This is a genomic window from Egbenema bharatensis FJBBOT/2019 (genome assembly GCF_048077055.1).
Lineage (GTDB): Bacteria > Cyanobacteriota > Cyanobacteriia > Elainellales > Elainellaceae > Egbenema > Egbenema bharatensis.
The window spans coordinates 5,470,660-5,493,194 of record NZ_CP182236.1 but is presented as its reverse complement, the minus strand read 5'-3'; the positions used below and the strand labels follow the sequence as shown (position 1 = coordinate 5,493,194).

The window sequence follows — 22,535 nt, the reverse complement described above, 5'->3', positions numbered from 1 at the left end:
CCGAAGGCGGTAGGGGCGAATCGTGATTCGCCCACAGGAGAAATCTCTCCTACAAGAAAAACGATCGCCCGATCGCAATGGCCGAATTGAATTAGAACTAACGCCATCACCCGTGAGGAGAGCCAAATATGTCGCTCACCCCTGAAACTCAAAACACTTTGCCTAACACCATGTTTGCCGGAGGCGGTGAAATGGGGGCATTGATGCGATCGTACGATTGGTTGAACACGCCCTTAGGCCAGGTGGAGAACTGGCCACAGAGCCTTCGGACTTCTCTTCGCACCATGCTCGCGTCTCCTCTTCCCCAGGGCATTTTCTGGGGGGATGACTACATTCAGTTCTACAACGATGCCATGAAAACCCTTTATGGCGCAAATCACCCACAGGCGTTGGGGCAGTCGATTTGTCAAACGTGGCCAGAAGTATGGGAAGATCGGGCTAAACCAATGTGGGAGAGCATCAAAAAGACAGGCGAACCGATCTTTGCAGAAGATCAGCTTTATGCCCTCTTGCGCTTTGGCTACCTGGAAGAGGCTTATTTCACCATCTGCTACAGTCCGATTTGGGACGAAACAGGCAAGATCAGTGGGATACTCTGTACCTCGCCGGAAACCACTCAACAAGTCATCAGTCAACGTCGCTTGACGATGCTACGAGAGTTGGCTGCGGCGGGTAGTGGGGCAAAAACGCTAAAGTCTGCCTGTCAAGCTGCTACCGATACCCTCAACCCCTACGATATTCCCTTTGCCTTGTTCTATCAGGTCAATCCTCAGGGCAACCTGGCAGAACTGGTGGCGAGCAGTGGGCTGAGTGCAGATAGTGCCGCTGCACCCCCAACGATCGCGCTAACCGCGCAGGCTGAAGCAATCGCGCTGTCCTCGCATGATTCAGAGTGGCGGCTAGCTGAAGTGTTCCAGAGTCGTGAACCACAACTGATGACCGATGTGATCGATCGCTTTGGGTCGCTATCGGTTGAACCGTGGCCCAAAGTCCCCACTCTGCCCTGATTCTCCCGATCCTATCGCGCAACAAAGAACAGGTGGAATGTCTGTTGGTAGCTGGCATTAGTCCGCGCCTTCCGTTCAATTCCGAATACCGCTCATTTCTCGAACTGGTGGCTCAACAAGTTGGCAGTTCCATTGCAGCGGCTCGCAGCTATGAGGAAGAACGTAAACGGACAGAGGTACTGGCAGAACTCGATCGCGTCAAAACGACTTTCTTCAGCAATGTGTCCCACGAATTTCGCACCCCGCTCACCCTGATGCTGGGCCCTGCCGAAGATGCGTTAGCAGATCAGGATGAGCCTCTGTCCCCCCACCAAAAGCAGCGGATTGAAGTCATTCATCGCAATGGATTGCGGTTGCTGAAGTTGGTCAATACCCTGCTGGAATTCTCACGGATTGAGAGCGATCGGATCTCTGCTGTTTACGAACCGACCGATCTATCTGCCTTCACCGCAGAGCTTGCCAGCGTGTTTCGATCGGCGATCGAGCGGGCAGGTCTGCGCCTGGTGGTGGATTGTCCGCCCCTACCTGAGCCAATTTATGTCGATCGGGAAATGTGGGAAAAGATTGTCCTGAATCTGCTCTCGAACGCCTTCAAGTTCACCTTTACGGGCGAGATTACCGTTCGCCTGCATCCAGTTGGCGAAAGCGTTGAGCTAGCAGTGCAAGACACTGGCATTGGTATTCCAGCCGCAGAAATCCCCCGTCTATTCGAGCGGTTCCATCGTGTGAAAGGGGCCCAGGGGCGATCGTTTGAAGGCACAGGCATTGGTTTATCGCTGGTGCAGGCATTGGTGAAATCGCATGGCGGTACGGTTCAGGTGAGCAGCGTTGAAGGCGAAGGCAGTTGCTTTACCGTCTCAATTCCCACCGGCTCAGCCCATCTTCCTCCAGCCCAGATTCAAACCCCTCGACACCTGACCTCAACCGCAGTAAAAGCCGCTTCCTATATAGAAGAAGCCCTGCAATGGTTGAAAACGGATAGTGAAGCAGATGAGACAGATAGAGTTGCGGCTGGGAGTACACCAGGGTTACAGCGAACCAATTCGCCATCTGTTTCATCCGTTGCCACAATTTTATTGGTGGATGACAACGCTGATATGCGCGATTACCTGGCGCGGTTGTTGAGGGAACGATGGCAGGTCAAAACGGCTGCAAATGGCGCGATCGCCCTTGGCTTAATCCAGCAACACCTGCCCGATCTGGTGCTGACGGATGTGATGATGCCGGAGGTGGATGGGTTTCAATTGCTGAACGCACTGCGGGCTGATCCACAAACCAGCAGCATCCCAATTATTCTCCTATCGGCCCGGGCGGGAGGGGCAGCAACGATCGAAGGGCTGGAAGCTGGAGCCGATGATTACCTGATCAAACCCTTTTCTGCCCGTGAACTGGTGGCGCGGGTGGAAACCCATCTGCAACTGGCACGGCTGCGTCAGGATCGATCGGCAAACCGCTTTAAGAATGAATTTCTCATGACTGTAACCCACGAACTGCAAGCGCCTTTAGCCGCAATTCTGGGCTGGGCCCGTTTATTGCAAACCAAATCTTTTGATCCAGAAACAACGGCGAAAGCATTAGCCTCGATCGAGCGGAATGCCATGATTGAAGCCAAACTGGTAAAAGATTTGCTGGACATTTCTAGCCTGCTGTCTGGTAGCCTGCGTTTAAAACTCAAGTGGTGGACTTAACTGCGCTGCTCGAAAATGTGGTGCAAACATTTCGTGAGGCGGCTGAGGCAAAGTCCATTCGTCTGGTCATGACAATCTCCAACATTGTCCAGGGGGATATTCTGGCAGATGGCGATCGGTTGAAACAAATCCTGGCGAATTTGCTGGATAATGCGATTAAATTTACGCCTGAGGGGGGTAGGGTGGAAATTGGGTTGGCCAGGGTAATGGGTCGTGGATCATGGGTGATGGGTTCCGTACAGGATCGCAATTTGCCATTCCCCATTTCTGTACGGGCGATAACTCCTTCGGAGACGTTACACGAACGCGAATCGCCCCTACCCTCCACACGGGCGATTCGCGAATCGCCCCTACCCGATCTCGCCTACGCCCAATTCACCATCACCGACACTGGCATCGGCATCCATCCCGACTTTCTGCCCCATCTCTTCGATCGCTTTTCGCAGGCGGAAGTACCCAGCCGTCATTCACCGGGAGGAGTAGGCATTGGTCTGGCGATCGTTCATCATCTGGTGGAGTTGCATGGCGGTACGATCGAGGTAGCCAGTGAGGGAGAAGGGCAAGGGGCAACGTTTACCGTCAGGCTGCCGTTGGGGACTCATGAGTCAGAAGCGGGCGGAGTCACCTGATTGATGAGTGATATGAGTTTGTTAAGGGATGATCAAATAATTGACGCGATCGTTGCCCGTCTCTATAGTCTCACCGATGCCGAACGGCAAATCATCCGAGGTGAGCTATGACCCAGCCCTATGCCATCTATGCTGATGTCTGTTGCCTCAACCGCCCACTGGATGACTTGCAACAATCAAGGGTCAAACTTGAAGCGGAAGCCATGCTGTCTATTCTCCAAAAATGCGAAGATCGAGAGTGGTCACTACTCAGCAGTGATGCAATTCGGTTTGAAATTGCCAGAAACACCGATTCATCCAAACAAGAGCAGCTAGAAGCCATCTTATCCATTGCTCAAACCTACCTCTCCTCCACGCCAGAAATTGAAGCTCATGCCCAAGAGTTGATGCAGCTGGGATTTAAGCTTTACGATGCCTTACATCTGGCATTTGCCCAATCCGCGTCAGTCGATATTTTCCTGACCACTGACGATCGCTTGCTGCGGAAAGCCAAGCAGTATCCTGAAATAGTGACTATCCCGGTTGAAAATCCAGTCGTTTGGTTCATGAAACTGTTGCAAGAGGAAAATACAAACCATGAAACAAGCTGAAATTAGAAAAAATGGCTACAAAGCTCTGATTGATTCGCTCGGAGTCGTTGGCATGTTGCGCTTCCTTCAGCAACTCGAAATTGGCAACGGTGACTACACTCTGGAACGGCATCAAGCCAGCGAACCCACCCTCGAAGAATTTCGACAGTTTACCAATACAATCTCTACGCCTAAATCTACTCCATCTACGTGATTAGAAAATCCCCATTCCTCCTGCCTTACCCCCAGACAAAGCCCTTATCGAAACTCTCGTCCAGCAGTGCCTCACCGCCCAGGGGCAAATCGTCACCCCCTACGAAGCCGAAATTGATGCGATCGTTGCCCGTCTCTACAGACCACCGATGTCGAAAGTTTGTCTACCTCGATTGCACCGGGTTACAGGAATTCAAATGATTTCCATTGCGAGTGGATAAAATCCTTGCCTAATTGCTCAAATTGCTGGAGCGATCGCCCCCATGTCACACCCTCATCCTGAAGCCGTTACCCTCACCGACATTCTGATTACCGAAGCCCTGTCGCAGCGTTCTTCCCGCGCTCCCAACTGGCAGGCAGAAGTCCAGGCAATGCAATCCCTGGCGCGACAAATGGCGCAGAGTTCGGATAGCCTGCTGCAATCCCTGGTGGAAACGGCATTGGAGCTGTGCCGGGCAGGAACGGCGGGGGTGAGTTTGGTGAAGACAGCGGAGGGGGAAGAAGCGTTTCGTTGGGTGGCATTAGCCGGAACTTTGTCCCATCATGCTGGCGGCAGCACTCCCCGCCACTTTAGCCCCTGTGGCGTTTGTCTGGAACAGGGTATTCCTGTCCTGTTTTCCTATCCTGAACGATATTTTACCTATTTCCAGGAGGCAAATACGCCGATCGTTGAAGGGTTGGTGCTGCCCTTAGTTGCCAATAATCATGCCCTCGGCACAATCTGGATCATGTCGCACGATGAGCAGCGGCAGTTTGATTTAGAAGATGTGCGGATCATGACCAGTCTGGCAGATTTCACGGCTACTGCTTTGCGGTTACAGCAGCGGCAAACGGGAGCATTGCTGGCAGCCAATGTGGTGCTAGAAGCAGAAATTGCCGATCGCAAACGTGCCGAAGTCGCCATCCGCCAATCAGAAACGAAATATCGATCGCTGTTCACATCAATTGACAAAGGCTTTACCCTGCTGGAAATGATTGCCGATGAGTCAGATCGTCCCGCTGACTTTCGGAGTTTGGAAACGAATCCAGCCTGGGAGCAACAAACCAGCTTAACCAATGTAAGTGGTAAGACGCTGTTGGAAATCGCTCCCGATTTTGAACAGCCGTTGCTTGACTTCTACAGTGATGTCGTGATTTCTGGCAGAGGGAGGCGTACCAAATACTACACAGCTTCCACTGACCGTTGGTACACCGTCTATGCTTCGCGAATCGGTGGTGAAGGGAGCCGTCAAGTTGCCGCAGTGTTCAACGACATCACCGAACGCAAACGCACCGAAGAGCAGCAGGCGTTTCTGTTGAAATTTAGCGACGCGCTACGTGCCGAACCCGATGCCGACTCTGTAGCGAACCGAGCAGTCCGAATGCTCGCCGAGCATCTGCACCTCGACCGCTGCTGGCTCGCCGAGGTGTTTGAGCAGCAGGACATCGCCAAGATCGGCTGGGAATATCATCGACTGGATCTGTTGCCGACGGCGGGTGTCTATCGGCTGTCGGACTACCCCGAAATAATGCGACAGATTGCGACCCAGCCGATGGTCATCCACGATGTAACCAACGACCCCGACTTCGCAGACTCCGAGAAGGCACTGCTGGCCCAGTTGCAAATACAAGCCTTGCTGGTTGTGTCGCTGCGAAAGGGGCAACACCAAGTCATCTGGGCGTTGGTGTGCACCGTAACCACAGCCCGTCACTGGAACGAGTCCGAGCGGGTGCTGCTGGAGCAAGTCAGTGAGCGTACCTGGGCAGCCATCGAACGCGCCCGTGCTGAAGCTGCCTTACGTGAAGCAGAACTTCAGCGAGTCCGAGAACAATCTGCCCGCGAAGAAGAACGCCAACGCGCCGAATCTCTGGCAGAACTCGATCGCGCCAAAACTCAATTTTTCAGCAACATCAGCCACGAATTCCGTACGCCGCTAACACTCCTCCTGGCTCCCCTGCAAGATGTCCTGAACGATCGCGCCCATCCCCTCGATCCAGTTCACCAAGAACGGCTGGAACTTGTCCACCGTAACAGTCTTCGCCTGCTCAAACTGGTCAACACTCTCCTCGACTTCTCCCGCATTGAAGCTGGACGGATGGAAGCAGTCTATGAACCAACGGATCTGGCGCAGTTCACAGCAGATTTAGCCAGTGTATTTCGATCGGCGATCGAACGGGCAGGCTTGCAGTTGATTGTCGATTGTCCACCCCTACCCGCACCTGTTTATGTCGATCGGGAAATGTGGGAGAAGATTGTTTTGAATTTGCTCTCCAACGCCTTCAAGTTCACCTTTACGGGAGAAATCAGAGTCAGTTTGCATTCAACCGATCGCAATCAAGCTATCCTTCAGGTTCAAGATACGGGAACCGGAATTCCTCCCGAACATTTGCCCCATCTGTTCGAGCGGTTCTACCAGGTTCGAGGCACCCAGGAGCGAACCCACGAAGGCTCTGGTATCGGGCTTGCTCTGGTATATGAACTGGTTCGACTACAAGGCGGCACGATCGAGGTGAATAGCACTTCAGGAGCAGGCACCTGCTTTGCGATCGCCCTGAGCTTTGGCACAGACCACTTACCCGGCGAACGTCTACGACGCGGCGAAGCCGATCGCATTCAGACAGCCCGCACTCTAACCTCTACGGCAATGGGGGCTGCTGCTTATGGGTCAGAAGCAGAGCGATGGTTGGCAACGGATAGCAAAGCGGATGAAACGGATAATTTCTCTTCTGAGAACGAAGAATTATTGAAATCAATCGATTTACCATCCGCTTCATCCGTTCCAAAATCCGCTACCCATATACTTGTAATCGATGACAATGCCGACATACGGGAGTACCTGACCCGGATTCTGAGCGAACACGTGCAAGTGGAAACTGTCGCAGATGGAACAACGGCTCTGGCAGTGGCGCAAGAACGAGTCCCCGATCTCATCCTCAGTGATGTGATGATGCCAGGACTGGATGGATTTGAACTGCTGGAGGCATTGCGAGCCGATCCACGCACCAGAGAGATTCCCATCATCTTGCTTTCGGCCGTGCGGGGGAAGAATCGATCGTCGAAGGACTGGAAGCAGGGGCAGATGATTACCTGATCAAACCTTTCTCAGCTCAAGAGTTGATCTCGCGCGTCAATGCCCATTTGCAAATGGCCCAACTGCGGGGAGAAGCCCTGGCGCAGGAGCGGATGATCAATCGTCGGAAGGATGAATTTGTGTCGATCGTTTCCCACGAGCTGAACACTCCCCTGGTGGCGATTCTGGGCTGGACGCGCTGGCTGCGGAGCAATCCTTCCAGTCTGTCTATGTTGGCAAAAGCGCTGGATACGATCGAGCGCAACGCTACCCTCCAGGCCAAACTGGTGCAGGATCTGCTGGATATTTCCCGCATCACCGCAGGCAAATTGCGCTTAAATCTTCAACCCATCGACCTCATACCAGTGATTGAAGCCGCGATCGCCACGGTCGCACAAACCGCCCAGGACAAGGGAATTGATTTGCAATTTGTGATTTTTGATTTTGAATTATCCGCAACCAATCCAAACCTGACTGCATCCCAAACCCCAGAAACAACCCATCCTAAATCCAAAGTCGATCGACTGAACGCTCACGATGAAGTTCAAAATCCAAAATTTCAAGTCCTGGGAGACGGCGATCGGCTTCAGCAAGTGATCTGCAATCTCCTGACTAATGCCATTAAATTCACACCAGAATCCGGCAGCATTACGGTTGAACTGTCCCAGGGCAACGACGCATTGGCCCTCGACAATCGGCAACCACTCTCCCACTCCCGACCTTCGACTCCCGAATGGGCGATTCACGAATCGCCCCGACTCCCCACTCCCGAATGGGCGATTCACGAATCGCCCCTACTCCCGACTCCCGAATGGGCGATTCACAAATCGCCCCTACTCCCCACTCCCGACTCCCCTCCCTCTGCCCAAATCCGCATCATTGACACTGGCATCGGCATCGCCCCTGATGTTCTGCCCCAGATCTTCGATCGCTTCTATCAAGCTAAAACTTCAGCAGACAAAGGGTTAGGATTAGGATTAGGATTAGCGATCGCCCATCACTTAGTCGAATTGCATCACGGCACGATTGAGGCTGAAAGTGCAGGCAAAGGTCAGGGCGCGATCTTCACCCTCCAGCTTCCCCTTCACCAAGTGTAATCGGGATACCGCAATCCTTCACTGACGCTCTGCTAGTATGTTTCCATGAATTCACCTCAAATCACTCCCGAATTTGAAGCGTTGCTAGACTACCTCAAACATGAGCGAGGGTGCGATTTAACGGGTTACAAACGGGCGACCTTAATGCGGCGGTTTGAATACCGAATGCAAAGTCTTGAAATTGGCAGTTATCAGGGGTACTTGCAATATTTAAGGAGCCATTCGGAGGAATATCTCGCACTCCTGGAGGTTGTTTTGATTAACGTGACGAGCTTCTTCCGTGATCAGGAAACCTGGGATTATCTCGCGGCCGAAGTGATTCCTCAGATCATTGCCAGCAAACAGCCCGATGAACCCATTCGTGTTTGGAGTGCAGGCTGTGCAACGGGACAAGAAATTTACAGTCTGTTAATTCTGCTGGCGGAAGCAATAGGGATTGAGTCCTGTGTGCAGCGGGTGCAATGCTATGCCACGGATGTTGATGAAGCGATTCTGGCACAGGCACGACAGGCGACGTTCAGCGATTTGAGGATAACCAACGTTCCTTCGGATTGGCTGCAAAAATACTTCCAGGCGACTGAACAGGGGTATGTCTTTCATCCAAGTCTGCGCCGTACAGTGGTTTTTGGTCGTCATGACCTGGTGAAGGACGCACCGATGTCCAGAATTGATTTGCTCATATGCCGTAATGTCCTGATTTATTTCAACCTGGAAACCCAGGCTTCCCTTCTGGTGCGCTTTCACTTTGCCCTCAAAACAACGGGTTTTCTCTTTCTGGGCAAGTCAGAAACGCTGATTCTCGATCGGAAAATTTTTACACCCATTAATCTGAAACACCGCATCTATGCCAAAGGATTAAATTTAGAACTGAAGGATCATTTATCGTTAGATTTCAAATTACGCCAACAAGAGAACATTCTGACGATTCAAAAGCATTTCTGGCAAACGGCAACTGAAACCAGCCCCATTGCTCAATTTGCCGTTGATGCCCACGATCGCCTGATTGGGGCAAACGAGCAGGCCAATCTCCTGTTTGGGCTGACCCTGGATGATTGGAAACATCCCTTTTACGAGCTAGAGCCAGGGAAGCTCATTGCATCTCATACATCCCGAAAATTTAATACTTACCCTTATCATTCGGTGGTTCTAAAAGATGTGCAACGGAACACGCCCCAGGGAACGCAGTATTTTGAGGTCACGATCGCCCCTGTTTTAAATGCTAAACGGCAATTACTTGGGATTACGCTCGCATTTTTAGACCAAACGAACTGTAAGCAGTTGGCGCAGCAATTGCAATGGGCGGATGCAGAGCTAGAGAGAATGTCTGAATGCCTGGAAGCAACCCAATCGGAATTAGAGGTGGCTCATCAGAAAATGCAGCTTCTGGATCAAGCGAGGGGTTTAAGTAGGGATGAAGAGTCATGACCGGGCGAGTAGTCTGTGCTGTAACTGATTCACCCGCTAGCTTCTCAACAGACAAAAGGTCACTGGATCATACTCCACCAATCGCAACTTCGTTATGGCTGATCGTCATAATTCAGGGTCAATTCCCCTTGCGCGACTTTTTCCTGAACCAGGGTTCTCACTAAGGACAATTCTTCATAGGTTACTTTGCCATCGGCTCGCAAAGCTGCTGAAATTTGATCCCGTTCAGCCCTGGTAATCACCCCATCCGCGCTCACTCGCTCAATTAATTGTCTCAATTTGTCGAGTTCTTGCTGTTCTTCAACCGTCAATTCCCGTCGATGAGGATGTGAGATTTCCACAATGGTTCCTCCTGAATTTTTAGCGATACAAAGCTCGAACCTACTTTTTATCGCAGCTCTGCATGGTTCGCTATCAAAATTCTGCAAATGACGGATTTATGGAAGTATAGATTCATAAAAGCGATCGTCCCCGTTGTTCGCTTCAAGGGCGGTTAATGCCGTGTCAGCTAATCTTTGATGAGCTGTGGTCGTGGGATGAATGCTATCCCAAAACAAAAAGCGATCGGGGTTATCGCAAATGTTCTGGGCATTGAGGCAGGCATCTGTGGCATTGGTGAAGCCAAATGAGTCTGGATGCAAGAGAACTTCCTGGTAAAGCCGTTCCACGTTCAGAAGAACAACCTGGAGATCGGCATCCTGCTGGCTGAGGGAGATCAGGCGTTGCTGTAGCTGCTGATTGTGGGTTTGAGTTAAGCTGCTCAGTGCCTCAGATTCAGCCCCATTGCGGGTTCCAGGGAGTTGCCCCAGGTCAGGCAGGTTAGCAATCAGAAACCGTTTGGCTCCCAGATCCATCAAAGACTCGATCGCCTCAGCAATATTCGCAACTGACCTGGAAGCTGGGATGCCGGTTCCCCCCTGCAAATAATCATTCGCCCCGGCCCAGAGGACGTACAGCGCATCAGGATTCAGGGTTTGTTCAGCCTGCTGATTGGTTTGGGTCAGGAAGGCAACCTGGCTCAGTAAACTGGGAACAAAATTAGCAGAGCCAGTCGGATCAGTCTGAGGGTTGAGGCTGCCGGTGGTCGCGCCACCGTAGGCCAGGTTATGAATTTGAGCAGCAGTAAGCTGAAGCCGATCGGCCAGGTACTCAATCCAGACGCGCCCATTGGAGTATCGTCCCTGAAAGTAGGGGGATCTGGGGGATACAGTCCACCGCTGGCCTCAAACACAGAACCCATATCCGAAAGACTATCCCCAAACACATACACTGCATCGATCGGTCTTTCGGCAACAGGACTCACCTGGGGGGGAGCGCAGGCCAGGACGCTGAGGAAAGTCAGGCTGGCCAGAACGATCGAAAGAATGCCTCGTTGCACTGGTTTTTGTCGTACTGGTTTTGGCTGTACTGATTTATTTCGCACTGGTTTTTGCTGCACTGGTTTTTGCTGCACGTTTTTCTACGCTAACCTTTTTCGCCTCAGACAACAAAAAGCGTGGGTTATCCCACGCCATAGGCTTGAACAAACTGCTTTAAAGAACTCAACCGGGGATACCACTTCCACTGCTTTAGTGAATCAGATGTAAAACATCCCGTAAAACGCTGTAACCTGCCCAGTCCCAGAGTAAATAGGCCACAAACCCAATCATTGCTAAACGACCGTTCCATAACTCCTGCTGGGGATTCCAACCAAAAATCCAGGCGTTGCGATCGATGCCATTGTAAGCCAGGGCGATCGGAGGAGTTTGTATATTATTTTTTACGTTCTTCGAGACATTCTCTGCTGCATTCTCAGCAACTTTATTTGCATCAGTTTGCATGATTCATTCCTCAATCAATTTTCTAAGAACATCCTATCGACTGAATGAGTTGATTTGTTCCGCCTTAAGAATGAAAGTAGGGTGATTTAAAATCTCTGTTTAATCTGCTGTTAATTGAAAATTTGTCAGTCATTTCACCATTCATCGATCGGAGTTTAATCAGAGTTTAACCCGTTGTCTGCTCCACCAGACTTGTCCAGGTCTAGCCGTTCAAGCGAGGAACCTTACGTGCCGTGGGCAGCCGCCACCAGGGGAGATGGGGAAACTCATGGTGCTCGTGGTGATAGCCAAAGTGATAGCAGGTGACAAGAGACCAAAAGATAGGCAGGGAAGTGCTCTGGGCCCGCTGGGGAGTGCTGTATCCGGTGTGGGGTTCTCGATGGGTTAAAAAGGTGCCGAAGTAGAAGAGCTGAATGGAGCTGAGTAGGGAAGGAAGCACCCAAAAAATTAGCAGGTTGCTAACCGGAATATGCAATGCCAGGTTCGCCAGGATAAAGACGGATGCTAACCCAAATGCCCGCTGCCATTGCCAGTATTGCCCCATGAAATAGAGATACCAGGCAACCGGGTGTTTGTGGATGCCATCATGAAAATCGGGATCTCGATCGCTGGCTGGATAGCGATGGTGCAGTTGATGTTTTCGCAGCAATTCTTTGTAGGAAAACAGCCCATAGCTGACGGTACAAAATGAACCGATCGCCTGATTAAGCTTAGGGTTTTGCGGACAAACGGAACCATGCATGGCATCATGGGCCGTGATGAATAATCCCGTGTAGAGTAGTGTTTGCCAGAGGGCTGCGAGTGCCACCAGCCAGGCGGGAAATTGCGTGATGTCCAATCTCATAAACAGGCTGAAGCTGGTTGCCCAGAGCAGGACGATTGCACCAGCAATCCATCCGCCATAACTTGTCGCGTTTGAATTGAATGCGGAATGATCGGTTTGGGCGTGAGGTTGAGATAATCCTTGCTGGCTGGATGATTTCTGATATGGGTCTTGATCTTTGAGTGAAACAACTTTTGCAGTTTCAGTCTGCGCTGCTTCCAGAAGGGTTGTACCAGAGTCTACCAATGTTCGGCTCCTTGCTCATTGCACAATTAGTAGTGTAGCGAGGGAACAGGCTCATTTGAATTGCAAAGCTGATTCCCTTTGGGTTTCAGTACCTTGTGCGAAGTATTGCCTTTACCCTTTTCGTGTCCATACCGATGGGTTTTGCCTCAATAACTCATGATATGGTTCGCAATAGGAATTGCCGTCCGCCTTTGGAGACAGAATAAATTAAAGCTAAATGTTGAGAAGAATGCCTGGTCAATGTATTGAGAAAAACAATCTTTTTTGAGATGTATCCTCTCTTTAGTCAGACGCTTGCTCAAACAATTTCAAATAGTATGTTTGCAATGTTTCTAATCTTTATTTTGTTGGAGTAAACTATGCAATCATCCCAACCCAACACATCCAAAACTGACAAAGGACAACCTCGTTATTTCAGCCGATACCTCTCTTTAATTCCAGTCATTGCTGTTGTTTCAATCTCGATCGCCTTCACGGTATGGGCTTTTATCAACCGATTCTATCCCGATCGGCTTTTCTTCCCACAATAGTTTTAGATTAAGACGATCGCGTTTTCTCCCAAATGTTTTCTCCCAACTTATCATCTGATCCAGCTCGGTTAAACGAATGGATCAGATTTATTTTATGGACTGATTTAAGAGCGTGTTTGAAAATTGTTTTGTTATGCTTTTGAACACGTTAGGTTCCCCTAACCTCTCTTAAAAAAGGGGGAAACCAAACTCAAAATCCCCCTTATTAAGGGGGATTTAGGGGGATCCAAACCGTTCTCCTACCAACAGCAGGACTTTTAAAACATCCTCTAGGGATCGTGGATCAAATAACCTGTAATCTAATTTGCCTTGTTGAATGGGCGGGCAAGATGCCCACCCCACAAGAATTTCAGATGATTAAATTTGCATTCCTGAGTACCACTGCCTGCGCCAATTACCTGCGATCGCTAGGAACTAGCATTAGCCGAAAGCCCGGTCTCCCGCCGCAGACGACCTGGCTTCACAAATCCGAAGTAATAGGCAATTCCGGCTGTGAGCAGACTGAGCCAGATGTTATTGCCATAGAGGGGCATAGTGCCAAATAGGGTTTTGGTGTAGGGAAGTAAGCCGAAAATGGCCTGAGTGGCGTAGATGATGGCAAAGGCCTGGTTAAAGGCGATCGCCCCGCTCAGGCTGGTAAAAGCAGCCAGCCCCCAAAGTCCGACTAGAAGCCCAATGGCATTATGAAAGTAGTTGGTGGGAAAGATGCCCAGGACAAACCCGTAGCCTGGCCCAGGGTGGACACCGGGCAACTCAGCAGATAGTCCTGACGCAAAGCCACCTAAACCGAGCAGCAGGAAGAGTACCCCTAAGAACAGGGCACAGTAACGAATTTGCATCAGATCAGAGAGTTGATTAAGGGAAGGTTGAGTGTTGGATGATTTCATCGTTGAATCTCGCTGAATCAAAAGTATGGAACTTGTGGGTGAAGCCAGTTTTAGAAATTGTTTCGTTCACTCCTCATGCTGATATTAGAATTCTGAAATTAGGGTTAAGCTGATGTGGAAACAAAAAGCTGTTTAGCAAAGCGAACGTTAAGGAGATGCAGGAGGAGGACTGGTTGGAGCAGCACCTTCTCCAGGAGTCGGTTCCACTTCACCGGGGGTTGCACCGGGTGTGGTGGTGTCATCGGTGGTGCCTGTGCCCCCCGTACCCGGATCACAAGCAGCAGTCAACATTAATACCCCAAAGACTGACAATAAAAGCCCAATTCTTTTCATGGTTTCCTCTTAGTCAATGTGCATAGGGTGCATTATTTATGTGCATCATTTATTTGAATGAACGCCTTGAAGCAATATTGCTAGCCAGCGCGCTTATTCCATGAAAATGATTTATCAAGTTTTTGCCTTCTATCAAAAGAAACATGAAAGCCGTTTAAGTAGGATGATCGATCGTACAAATTGCGATCGTTTGTTGGTGCTAAGGAACACAAATTTGTTGTTCGATAGGTTGGTAAAAAAATAGATATTCTGCTTGATTTTGATTTAATTCTTCAGTTTTTGTCTGGTTTTAACTATTAATAGTTTTATTCGATCGCAAACCTCGTTTTGGGAGCATCCCATTGATGCAAATGGATCGATTACCCGTAGCGCAGGCATCTTGCCTGCCAGTGAACGATTCTTCAGGTAAACTCAGCGGGATCAGACAGTGAAACTCACCCCTAACCCCTCCCAGGAGGGGATTTTCATGGGGAGCATATCACCCTTGAAAGTTTACCCTCATCCCCCAGCCCCTTCTCCCTGGGGAGAAGGGGATCGGAAGTCCCTCTCCCTTTGGGAGAGGGATTTAGGGTGAGGGCTACAAAAGTGACATGCTCCCATTTTCATGGACAATCTCTAGGTTCAGCAGGGGTTCTCCAGCGTTTCTCCTCTTGGGAGGGGCAGGGGTGGGTTGACCTTCATCAATTAAACTGTGTTTCTTTTCACAATTCAATGTAATCAAACTTCCTTTGCCAGATAGACGATCGCCGGGTAGAAAATTGGCATCTTTAAAGTAGAAAAATTGCCGAGGGATATCTGTCATGACTGAACCGCTACTGGATGGCATCGTCCTTGGACTTATTCCCGTTACTATTCTGGGATTATTAGTTGATGCTTACCTGCAATATCGCCGCAGTGAAAAATTGCTAGACAAGAACAATCCTGACAAGCCGTAACCTGATTGATCTGATTGACTGACAAAATTTCTGATACCACGATTCTCGCGGATCACTCAGTCAGGCTGGGTGTATCCCACTTTTGCGTTTGCATGACGGATAGTTCACTGGCAGGCAGGATGCCTGCGCTACGGGAATCGATCGATCAATTTGCATCAATGGGATGCTCCCGGTAGGCGGGCTGGTTGACTGAGCGGGCAAGATGCCCACCCCACAAGAAGAAGATCAGATGATTCAATTTGCCTCTAGGCTCCTACATCCGAAGTGCCTTCAACTGCTTTCTCACCCGCCTCCTCCACCTTCGCCTGTAAACGCGGGTCATCCTTTGCCCTTTCTGCATCTCGATCGGGCATCGTTGCCAGGGCTGGCGGGATTCGATCGCCCATGACGGCAGCGACGTTTTCAGGGAGATGCTGGCGATCGGCGGAACGGAGATACTCACCCGTGAAGATGGGGGAAACAGGCTTCATTTTGTGTTGAACCGAATAGTATCGATGGGTTTGGGCCCGCATTCCTCGCTGCTGTAGGGATTCATTGGCGATTTTTTTGCGAAGCTTGATGATGCCATCGATGATTGCTTCGGGGCGAGGCGGACAACCCGGAATATAAACATCAATGGGCAGAATTTTGTCTGCACCGCGAATGGCCGTCGGAGAGTCCATGCTGAACATCCCGCCAGTAATCATGCAGGCTCCCATCGCAATGACATATTTAGGATCGGGCATCTGTTCGTACAGGCGCAGGGTCGGCTGGGACATTTTCATGTTTAATGTGCCTGCCAGAATAATCAGATCGGCTTGACGGGGGCTGGAACGGGGGAGCAAACCAAATCGATCGAAGTCAAAGCGAGAGCCGATCAGGGCGGCAAATTCGATAAAGCAGCAGGCAGTTCCGTACAGCATGGGCCACAGACTGGAAAGCCGAGCCCAGTTGTATAGATCATCCACCGTCGTGAGAATGACGTTTTCTGATAGCTGTTGGGTAACCTGGGAATGCGCGATCGGATTCACAAGAGGAGGCGCGGTTTGAGAATCGATCGGTTGATTTAATTCGCGGGCAAAAGGATTGGTCATGGTACGATGCTCAGCGAGGGAGTTCAGCCTGAAGTCAGGATTAGGCGATGAAGACGCGCAAGGTATCCTGTCTTAACATAGGTGGATTACCCGATGGAATTAATCCTCCGGTTGAAATAGGCTACGTTAAGAATCAACGTGAACATCAATACAGCTTGGGCAATAACCTGAGATTGCAAATGCTATGGCGTTTGGGAAGATTTGTTCATGCAATTTTTGACACGAGCCAATAATTCAGCACTACATAGCCGTGTGGTCGATCGCGTTTGCTGATATTGCGCTCTTAGCGATCGATTTTCTTTCATAAGTGTGCGTTTGTAAGCAATGGTTTGCTGCATCAGGGTGCGTAATTCCTGGCTTCGGCTAATCAAACGTTCAATGGCATGGTCGGGATCAAGTTGCTCAGGTTGTTTTTCCGGACGGGTGAGATGATCGGGATTTATCTGGGCGGGAAGCGTGGCGGTAGATGGATCTGATTCGGGCGCGGCTGGAGATGATGCAGGCTGCTGCTCTATGGGGGAATGAGATTCGCTTTGGGGCTGAGATCGATTAAGTTTTTTGACGGCTCGCCAAAGCTGCTGCTGCACCTTGCTAATTTCCGCATCAATTTGTTTTAACTGCCGTCCTCGCTCGATCGCAGCCCTATAGGTTTCCACTTCATCCGTCTTTAAGTGTTTTAGCTTCTTCCCATCAAAAATGGGTTGGCGGCTCCTGGCCTGCCAGTAGGTACGGGTCGTTCTGGCGGTTCCACCCGGTTTAACCTGAACTAACCAGCAGTGCTGTAAACACCAGCCCGTTTGAATCAGATGCGATCGCTCTGTTTGAAGAATTTCCAGATCGGTTTGCAAGCCCTTCAGTAAGTCCATAGGTGATTCGTACTTAAAAAATCTACCCGTTTTGATCGTGCAGTTGCTTGTCCTTCTCTTACTATATACTTAAAGCAAAACTGCTGGGAAAGGGTACGAATCATTGGTAAATACCAATATCTATCCAAGGATTTCTGAATCCCTCTCGTGTAGTTCATTTCTCTTAAATGAGATACTCAAAGCCCCGCATCTTCCGCTGATTCTCGGTTGTTTGAAGCATTTAACAGAACAGCTATCAGCAAACAGCATGAGATCGATCAGTGCCCGAAGCTACAAAACTTTTGATAGGTCAAGCTGGACTTAAATTTCACCCTGCTGTCGCGTATCGGACACTTATGATAATGAACGTTCTGAATGCTCACCGAACTGCCAACCGCTTACTGGCGAAACTGCCAGACAGCGACTATGAAAGGTTACTGCCTCACTTAGAATTTGTCTCCCTATCCCAACATCAGGTTTTAGCGGAGGCGGGTGAATCGCTGGAATATGCCTACTTTCCGGTAGAAGCCGTGATCTCCTTATTGTCCGTCATGGAAGATGGCTCAATGGTGGAAGCGGTTGTTGTGGGGAACGAAGGGGCGGTTGGTATCCCCATTGTTCTGGGTACAAATATTGCAACTGTACAGGCTGTTGTCCAGATTTCTGGATTAGCGATGCGAATGCACGCAGAACAGTTTAAGGCAGAATTCGATCGGGGGGGCGCGTTCCAGGATGCAATTCTGCACTATATTCAGGTTGTTTTTATCCATGTGACTCGGCTGGCGGCCTGTAATCGGCTACATCGGTTGGAAAATCGCTTGGCCCGCTGGCTGCTCACGTTTCAGGATCGCCTGGAGTCTAACGAATTACCTCTGACTCAGGAATTCATTTCCCATATGCTGGGGACGCGCCGCATGAGGGCGATCGGATAGAAAGATCTGGTGGAATCAGACGTTGGAACCCACCCCTAACCCCTCCCAGGAGGGGAAACTCTAGGAAATCCCTACTTAACCAGAAGAATGTCCATCAAATCCCCTCTTGGGAGGGGCAGGGGTGGGTTAATCTTCACCCTATTACAAAAGTGGGATGCTCCCGATCAAAGTGCCTGAAGCCACAACAGAACCCTATTCAAACACCCTCTAACCAGCGTTTGCATCGAGCGATACTGTTTCGTTTCCATAACCTGAATACTCCTTTCAAGGAACATCAAGTTTTTCTAACAAACATTGGTTTGAAAAGTTTTTTAAGGTAGCGTACGCAAGCGAACAGACGCACCATTTTATTGGCGATAGCATCTAACTAATTTGGGATTCAAAAAAGGGTGTAACCAATTATCTTAAAAGCAGAAATGGGAATAACCATGAGCTAAAAGGTTTGACGGATAACCGTTTGATGAATTCCAGCTTAATTAAATCGTGTTTGAGCAAACCTTTTTGAATATTTTTTGAAGCTGGCATGCAAAACGACATAATCTACTGCTTCAGGTATCCGGAACAAATTTTGCTGGTGGATGATCAACCCGACAACTTATTTCTGCTTCAACAGATTTTAGAAGAAGAAGGCTACGAGAGCGAATGCGTGAACAATGGGTTTGATGCCCTGGATCAGATCACTGCAAACCCACCTGATTTATTAATGCTTGATTTGGGACTTCCGGGGATGGATGGCTACGAAGTCATTCGGCGAATTCGATCGTCAGAATGGCTGCCGTTTATCCCGATCGTGTTGATGACCGCTCATGGTGCGCACTATGCCCTGCGTGGTTTTGAAGTAGGAGCCCAAAGCTGCGTGTGTTTGCCCTATGAAATTGACAATTTATTGTCAAAAGTAAAAAATTTACTGAGTTTGAAGCAGACCATTCGCCAGCAGCAACTCCTTTGTTGAAGGAAATGTATCCTACATTTTGCATCTGCATCAGAAATTATCCCCTGGCAGGCGATACCTGCGCTACGGAAATTAATTCATTTGCAGCAGTGGTTGACCGACAAAACTTCTTAGTCAAGACCCTGAAAGCCCTCACCCTAGCCCTCTCCCCCTGGGAGAGGGAACTGGAAAAGTAAATCGCTCCCCTCTCCCAGGGGGAGAGGGGTTGGGGGTGAGGGCACACAACTTTTCTCAGTCAATCAGCCATTTGCAGCAGTGGGATGCTCCGGTTAAAGCCCGTTAAAGAAAAAATATTTTTGTGAATCAGGAGGCTAACATGAAATCAACCCAGCATAACGAAGAAATTTACTCCCTTTACGTTTCTCCAGGCGCGATCGAACTTTATCCCAATGAAAAGGATGTTCATACCGGACGGTTTCTTTGTGCCCAGAAAGATTATATGAGCATTGTCAGCTTTGGGCGTGATTTAGCCAAGCATAAAAGCCTTCCCTTTATCAACCACCTTGATTCCCGTACACCTCGCCGGATTGATTAAGAAAGATTGGTTCAACTTTAACCGACCCAAACTTTTATTACCTGCCTGGGATCTCCCTCTCAGGTGGGTTGTTTATACTGTGGTTGCCTGCCAAGGAGTCATAGAATCCTGATTGACTGACAAAACTCCTGAAACCCTGATTCTCTCGTAGGTTGGGTTAGCGATAGCGTAACCCAACGGAATGCAGACGGGTGTTGGGTTTCACGTTGTTCAACCCAACCTACGGAAAAGATTTGTCAGTCAACCAGCATAGAATCATTATTGTTAAGATTTAACGTATCCATCCGATCATCTTAAAGTTTGCATAGAGGTACACTCGCTCTACATTTTTAGTAGCTGTATCTCTCTCGCAGGCACGATGCTGATCCTACGAAAATCAACGACTTTAATAGGTAGAATGCTTTGTGATTCAGCTGAAACCAAATTCAGTTTGATTGAACAAATGTCCGCGATCACGATCGTTCAAAAATTGTTCAACCGGAAATATTCAAAGCTACAAACGCAGGAAACACACTTGCACTGTCATAAAGCTGCCTGATTGACAAAACTTAATAAAAACGTCAATACAAGCTCAAGAATACAAGCTTAAAGAAAAAGGCAGGATTGAAAGGAAGGAAGAGAACATGGTTGGAGATCATCAGCTTAGAGCCGTTGGCGTTTTTCTACACCGACGAGAGTTAGAATCTGCCCTTAGCGAACTAAATCATTCCGGTTTCCCAATGGACAAGGTTTCTGTCATTGCTAAACCGACTGACGCAGAAATAGATTTACAGGGTGCTGAAGCCACCGATCGCATCCACGGTCAATCCATTGAAAAATCTTCAGATATTGTAACGGATGCCGTCAATAATGCAACCTGGGGAACAGTGTTGGCTGGATTAACCAGCCTCTCCTTGTTTGGTATTGGCCCCATACTGGCAGCCGGAAGCTTTGGCGCAGCGTTAGTAACGGGTGTGGCTGGGGCTGGGGTTGAATCCCTGGCAATTAAGGATTTAGTTCAAGCAATGACAAAGCTGGGGATTCCTGAAAAGGATGCCCGATTCTACGTCGATCGCGTGGTGCAGGGGAATTATTTAATTAGCCTTGAAGGTCAAAAGGATGAAATTGAGCCAGCGGGAACAAAGTTAGAGCAACAAAGCATCCGCAGTTGGAATGTGTATGATATGCTCCATGTTTAGGTGAAAGCGATCGATTAAGAAATCGTCATTTTCTTAACTTGAATTACTTCCTCGATTAATGAATTGTTAACCCAATATCGTCACCGAGTTTGAGCTGGTTTCAGTCGATCGAAAATGAATTGCATTCACGGCAACACCTGCTTTTGATCCCCTAATTCCCCCTTAAAAAGAGCTACCGTGTACACAGATCCTGACTGAGAGGCTCAAACCCTGATAGATCCCCCTAAATCCCCCTTAAAAAGGGGGACTTCTAATCCGGTTCCCTCCTTTTTAAGGAGGGTTAGGGAGGATCAAACCCAGTCGTGGCTAGAGCATAGGAGAATTATGCACACTCCGCAGAACGATAAATTCACCCCACGCATTCAAGCTGTTTACGAGTATACAGAAGCTCTGAGTGAAAAGGCTAAGAGTACTGATACGCATCGGTACCCGCAAATTGTGCTTGAGTATGTTGAAGAACTGCGGGTGGCTTTAGAAGAGTTGCATATTGCGGAAGAAGAACTGCGGGAACAGCATGAAGCTTTAATTTCAGCGTACGAATCGATCGCAGTGGAACGGCAACGCTACCAGGATTTATTTGAATTTGCTCCAGATGCCTACGTAGTCACAGATACTCACGGCCTTATCCGAGAAGCGAATCAGGTAGCTGCTTCCCTCTTCGATGTGGAACACAGGTACCTTTTGAGTAAACCCATCGTCAACTTTATTCCAGAAGAACAGCGGCGATCGTTTCGCGTCATGCTCAATCAACTTCCCTCCATGCGCCGAATTCAGGAATGGGAAATGATGATGTGTCAACGGAACGGGGCATCCTTTGATGCGGCATTGACGGTAGAAACAGTTTATGAGGATGGACAACCCTCTGGACTGCGCTGGCTGATCCGCAACGTCACCGCCCGGAAACAAGCAGAAGCAAGATTGCAGCAGATGCAACTGCAAAACCTGGAGTTGATGGAATCCGATCGCCTCAAAAATCAATTCATCGCCAATATTTCCCATGAACTGCGAACGCCGATGAATGCCATTCTGGGCTTCTCAGAATTAATCCAGCGTCATCTCCAAAAGAATTATGATCCCCATCTGGCAGGCATGATCGAGCGCGTCTTTCGCAATGGTCGGCATTTGCTCGCCCTGATCGAAGAACTACTGGATCTTTCTCGGCTAAAATCGGCTCAGTTAAAACTGCACCCTGAACCATTGGATGTGGTAGAACTCGTGACGCTGGTAATGGAGGAACTGCAACCGCTAGTGGAGCAAAAAGCGATTGACCTGCAACTCCATACCTCCCAGGACTGCATTGCGATCGTCAACGATCCAACTCGGCTGCGCCAGATCGTGGTTAACCTCATCTCCAACGCCATTAAATTCACAGATCAGGGCAGCGTTCAAGTTGAAATTCGAGAACTCCCCAAACAGAAAATTGCTCTGATTGTTCAAGACACCGGCATTGGCATTGCAGAATCCGACCTGCCCAAAATCTTTTGCGAATTCTGGCAAGTCAACGCCTCCACCACCCGATCGCAAAGCGGCACAGGGCTGGGACTGGCGATCGTCCAGGCCATTGTGAATTTAATGCAGGGTTCGATTTCGGTCGAGAGCCAATTGGGCAGGGAACAACCGTTCGGGTTGAAATCCCGCAATGGTTAGAAAATGGATCGTAGGGGCGCACTGCTGTGCGCCCAGGTTTATCGCCGTACACCCAGGTTTATCGCCGTGCGCCCAGGTTTATCGCCGTACACCCAGGTTTATCGCCGTGCGCCCAGGTTTA

The 22,535-nt window shown here is 49.5% G+C and carries 21 protein-coding genes and 1 pseudogene; 14 read left to right on the top strand and 8 right to left on the bottom strand.

Annotated features, from left to right (window positions below):
• Window positions 1–22 precede the first annotated feature (22 nt).
• From ACM1PF_RS25550 to ACM1PF_RS25520, 7 genes and pseudogenes are all read left to right on the top strand, one after another.
• Entirely contained in the window at window positions 23–145 is a 123-nt protein-coding gene (locus ACM1PF_RS25550; RefSeq protein WP_416668520.1) for a hypothetical protein, read from the top strand.
• A pseudogene (locus ACM1PF_RS25545) lies at window positions 129–3,324 on the top strand (ATP-binding protein). The gene ACM1PF_RS25550 and the pseudogene ACM1PF_RS25545 overlap by 17 nt, the downstream one beginning before the upstream one ends.
• Window positions 3,325–3,431: 107 nt before the next feature.
• Entirely contained in the window at window positions 3,432–3,914 is a 483-nt protein-coding gene (locus tag ACM1PF_RS25540; protein ID WP_416668517.1) for a type II toxin-antitoxin system VapC family toxin, read from the top strand.
• Complete coding sequence (locus ACM1PF_RS25535) at window positions 3,901–4,107, top strand: hypothetical protein (RefSeq protein WP_416668514.1); 207 nt, start codon at window positions 3,901–3,903, stop codon at window positions 4,105–4,107. The genes ACM1PF_RS25540 and ACM1PF_RS25535 overlap by 14 nt, the downstream gene beginning before the upstream one ends.
• A gap of 262 nt (window positions 4,108–4,369) precedes the next feature.
• A complete protein-coding gene (locus ACM1PF_RS25530; protein ID WP_416668511.1) occupies window positions 4,370–7,177 on the top strand; it encodes an ATP-binding protein in 2,808 nt (935 codons plus the stop codon).
• A gap of 53 nt (window positions 7,178–7,230) precedes the next feature.
• The gene (locus ACM1PF_RS25525; protein ID WP_416668509.1) at window positions 7,231–8,253 is read left to right on the top strand and encodes a sensor histidine kinase; all 1,023 of its coding nucleotides are present in this window, start codon (window positions 7,231–7,233) and stop codon (window positions 8,251–8,253) included.
• A 45-nt stretch (window positions 8,254–8,298) separates the two neighbouring features.
• Complete coding sequence (locus ACM1PF_RS25520; protein ID WP_416668507.1) at window positions 8,299–9,678, top strand: CheR family methyltransferase; 1,380 nt, start codon at window positions 8,299–8,301, stop codon at window positions 9,676–9,678.
• A gap of 92 nt (window positions 9,679–9,770) precedes the next feature.
• Here ACM1PF_RS25520 and ACM1PF_RS25515 read toward each other — a convergent pair whose 3' ends face one another.
• The 4 genes from ACM1PF_RS25515 to crtW form a co-directional block, all read right to left on the bottom strand.
• Entirely contained in the window at window positions 9,771–10,019 is a 249-nt protein-coding gene (locus ACM1PF_RS25515) for a hypothetical protein (RefSeq protein ID WP_416668504.1), read from the bottom strand.
• A gap of 96 nt (window positions 10,020–10,115) precedes the next feature.
• The gene (locus ACM1PF_RS25510) at window positions 10,116–10,823 is read right to left on the bottom strand and encodes an SGNH/GDSL hydrolase family protein (protein WP_416676794.1); all 708 of its coding nucleotides are present in this window, start codon (window positions 10,821–10,823) and stop codon (window positions 10,116–10,118) included.
• Between the two features lie 423 nt (window positions 10,824–11,246).
• Window positions 11,247–11,498 (bottom strand): high light inducible protein, encoded by a 252-nt coding sequence (locus ACM1PF_RS25505; RefSeq protein WP_416668502.1) that lies wholly within the window; start codon window positions 11,496–11,498, stop codon window positions 11,247–11,249.
• Window positions 11,499–11,700: 202 nt separating this feature from the next.
• On the bottom strand, window positions 11,701–12,567 hold the full coding sequence (crtW, locus tag ACM1PF_RS25500) for a beta-carotene ketolase CrtW (RefSeq protein WP_416668500.1): 867 nt from the start codon (window positions 12,565–12,567) through the stop codon (window positions 11,701–11,703).
• Window positions 12,568–12,926: 359 nt separating this feature from the next.
• Here crtW and ACM1PF_RS25495 point away from each other — a divergent pair, with 359 nt between their 5' ends.
• Complete coding sequence (locus ACM1PF_RS25495; RefSeq protein WP_416668497.1) at window positions 12,927–13,097, top strand: PsaJ protein; 171 nt, start codon at window positions 12,927–12,929, stop codon at window positions 13,095–13,097.
• A gap of 407 nt (window positions 13,098–13,504) precedes the next feature.
• Here ACM1PF_RS25495 and ACM1PF_RS25490 read toward each other — a convergent pair whose 3' ends face one another.
• Window positions 13,505–13,984, bottom strand: coding sequence for a DUF4383 domain-containing protein (locus ACM1PF_RS25490; protein ID WP_416668496.1), 480 nt, complete (start codon window positions 13,982–13,984; stop codon window positions 13,505–13,507).
• Window positions 13,985–14,131: 147 nt separating this feature from the next.
• Window positions 14,132–14,317, bottom strand: a complete 186-nt coding sequence (locus tag ACM1PF_RS25485; protein WP_416668494.1) for a hypothetical protein — start codon at window positions 14,315–14,317, stop codon at window positions 14,132–14,134.
• Window positions 14,318–15,117: 800 nt separating this feature from the next.
• On the opposite strand from ACM1PF_RS25485, the gene petG reads away from it, so the two are divergent.
• Window positions 15,118–15,252 carry a cytochrome b6-f complex subunit V gene (gene petG, locus ACM1PF_RS25480; RefSeq protein ID WP_416668492.1) on the top strand — a complete coding sequence of 45 codons (135 nt, stop codon included), beginning with the start codon at window positions 15,118–15,120 and terminating at the stop codon, window positions 15,250–15,252.
• Window positions 15,253–15,497: 245 nt separating this feature from the next.
• Here the strand turns inward: petG and nuoB are convergent, their stop codons facing one another.
• Window positions 15,498–16,325, bottom strand: coding sequence for an NADH-quinone oxidoreductase subunit NuoB (nuoB, locus tag ACM1PF_RS25475; RefSeq protein ID WP_416668490.1), 828 nt, complete (start codon window positions 16,323–16,325; stop codon window positions 15,498–15,500).
• 182 nt (window positions 16,326–16,507) lie between these two features.
• Entirely contained in the window at window positions 16,508–17,191 is a 684-nt protein-coding gene (locus ACM1PF_RS25470; protein ID WP_416668489.1) for a hypothetical protein, read from the bottom strand.
• A 341-nt stretch (window positions 17,192–17,532) separates the two neighbouring features.
• Between ACM1PF_RS25470 and ACM1PF_RS25465 the strand changes: the two genes are divergently transcribed.
• The 5 genes from ACM1PF_RS25465 (at window position 17,533) to ACM1PF_RS25445 (ending at window position 22,414) form a co-directional block, all read left to right on the top strand.
• Entirely contained in the window at window positions 17,533–18,102 is a 570-nt protein-coding gene (locus ACM1PF_RS25465; protein WP_416668487.1) for a Crp/Fnr family transcriptional regulator, read from the top strand.
• A 523-nt stretch (window positions 18,103–18,625) separates the two neighbouring features.
• Complete coding sequence (locus ACM1PF_RS25460; protein WP_416668484.1) at window positions 18,626–19,054, top strand: response regulator; 429 nt, start codon at window positions 18,626–18,628, stop codon at window positions 19,052–19,054.
• 316 nt (window positions 19,055–19,370) lie between these two features.
• Entirely contained in the window at window positions 19,371–19,589 is a 219-nt protein-coding gene (locus ACM1PF_RS25455) for a hypothetical protein (protein WP_416668482.1), read from the top strand.
• Between the two features lie 623 nt (window positions 19,590–20,212).
• Window positions 20,213–20,767, top strand: a complete 555-nt coding sequence (locus tag ACM1PF_RS25450; protein WP_416668479.1) for a hypothetical protein — start codon at window positions 20,213–20,215, stop codon at window positions 20,765–20,767.
• A 324-nt stretch (window positions 20,768–21,091) separates the two neighbouring features.
• Complete coding sequence (locus ACM1PF_RS25445; RefSeq protein WP_416668478.1) at window positions 21,092–22,414, top strand: sensor histidine kinase; 1,323 nt, start codon at window positions 21,092–21,094, stop codon at window positions 22,412–22,414.
• Window positions 22,415–22,535: the final 121 nt, after the last annotated feature.

Excerpts from the sequence above, each read along its gene's own strand:
- ACM1PF_RS25540 (WP_416668517.1), top strand. The coding sequence starts at position 3,432 with ATGACCCAGCCCTATGCCATCTATGCTGATGTCTGTTGCCTCAACCGC.
- ACM1PF_RS25535 (WP_416668514.1), top strand. The coding sequence starts at position 3,901 with ATGAAACAAGCTGAAATTAGAAAAAATGGCTACAAAGCTCTGATTGAT.
- ACM1PF_RS25530 (WP_416668511.1), top strand. The coding sequence starts at position 4,370 with ATGTCACACCCTCATCCTGAAGCCGTTACCCTCACCGACATTCTGATT.
- ACM1PF_RS25525 (WP_416668509.1), top strand. The coding sequence starts at position 7,231 with ATGGCCCAACTGCGGGGAGAAGCCCTGGCGCAGGAGCGGATGATCAAT.
- ACM1PF_RS25520 (WP_416668507.1), top strand. The coding sequence starts at position 8,299 with ATGAATTCACCTCAAATCACTCCCGAATTTGAAGCGTTGCTAGACTAC.
- ACM1PF_RS25505 (WP_416668502.1), bottom strand. The coding sequence starts at position 11,498 with ATGCAAACTGATGCAAATAAAGTTGCTGAGAATGCAGCAGAGAATGTC.
- ACM1PF_RS25495 (WP_416668497.1), top strand. The coding sequence starts at position 12,927 with ATGCAATCATCCCAACCCAACACATCCAAAACTGACAAAGGACAACCT.
- ACM1PF_RS25490 (WP_416668496.1), bottom strand. The coding sequence starts at position 13,984 with ATGAAATCATCCAACACTCAACCTTCCCTTAATCAACTCTCTGATCTG.
- ACM1PF_RS25485 (WP_416668494.1), bottom strand. The coding sequence starts at position 14,317 with ATGAAAAGAATTGGGCTTTTATTGTCAGTCTTTGGGGTATTAATGTTG.
- petG (WP_416668492.1), top strand. The coding sequence starts at position 15,118 with ATGACTGAACCGCTACTGGATGGCATCGTCCTTGGACTTATTCCCGTT.
- nuoB (WP_416668490.1), bottom strand. The coding sequence starts at position 16,325 with ATGACCAATCCTTTTGCCCGCGAATTAAATCAACCGATCGATTCTCAA.
- ACM1PF_RS25470 (WP_416668489.1), bottom strand. The coding sequence starts at position 17,191 with ATGGACTTACTGAAGGGCTTGCAAACCGATCTGGAAATTCTTCAAACA.
- ACM1PF_RS25465 (WP_416668487.1), top strand. The coding sequence starts at position 17,533 with ATGAACGTTCTGAATGCTCACCGAACTGCCAACCGCTTACTGGCGAAA.
- ACM1PF_RS25460 (WP_416668484.1), top strand. The coding sequence starts at position 18,626 with ATGCAAAACGACATAATCTACTGCTTCAGGTATCCGGAACAAATTTTG.
- ACM1PF_RS25455 (WP_416668482.1), top strand. The coding sequence starts at position 19,371 with ATGAAATCAACCCAGCATAACGAAGAAATTTACTCCCTTTACGTTTCT.
- ACM1PF_RS25450 (WP_416668479.1), top strand. The coding sequence starts at position 20,213 with ATGGTTGGAGATCATCAGCTTAGAGCCGTTGGCGTTTTTCTACACCGA.
- ACM1PF_RS25445 (WP_416668478.1), top strand. The coding sequence starts at position 21,092 with ATGCACACTCCGCAGAACGATAAATTCACCCCACGCATTCAAGCTGTT.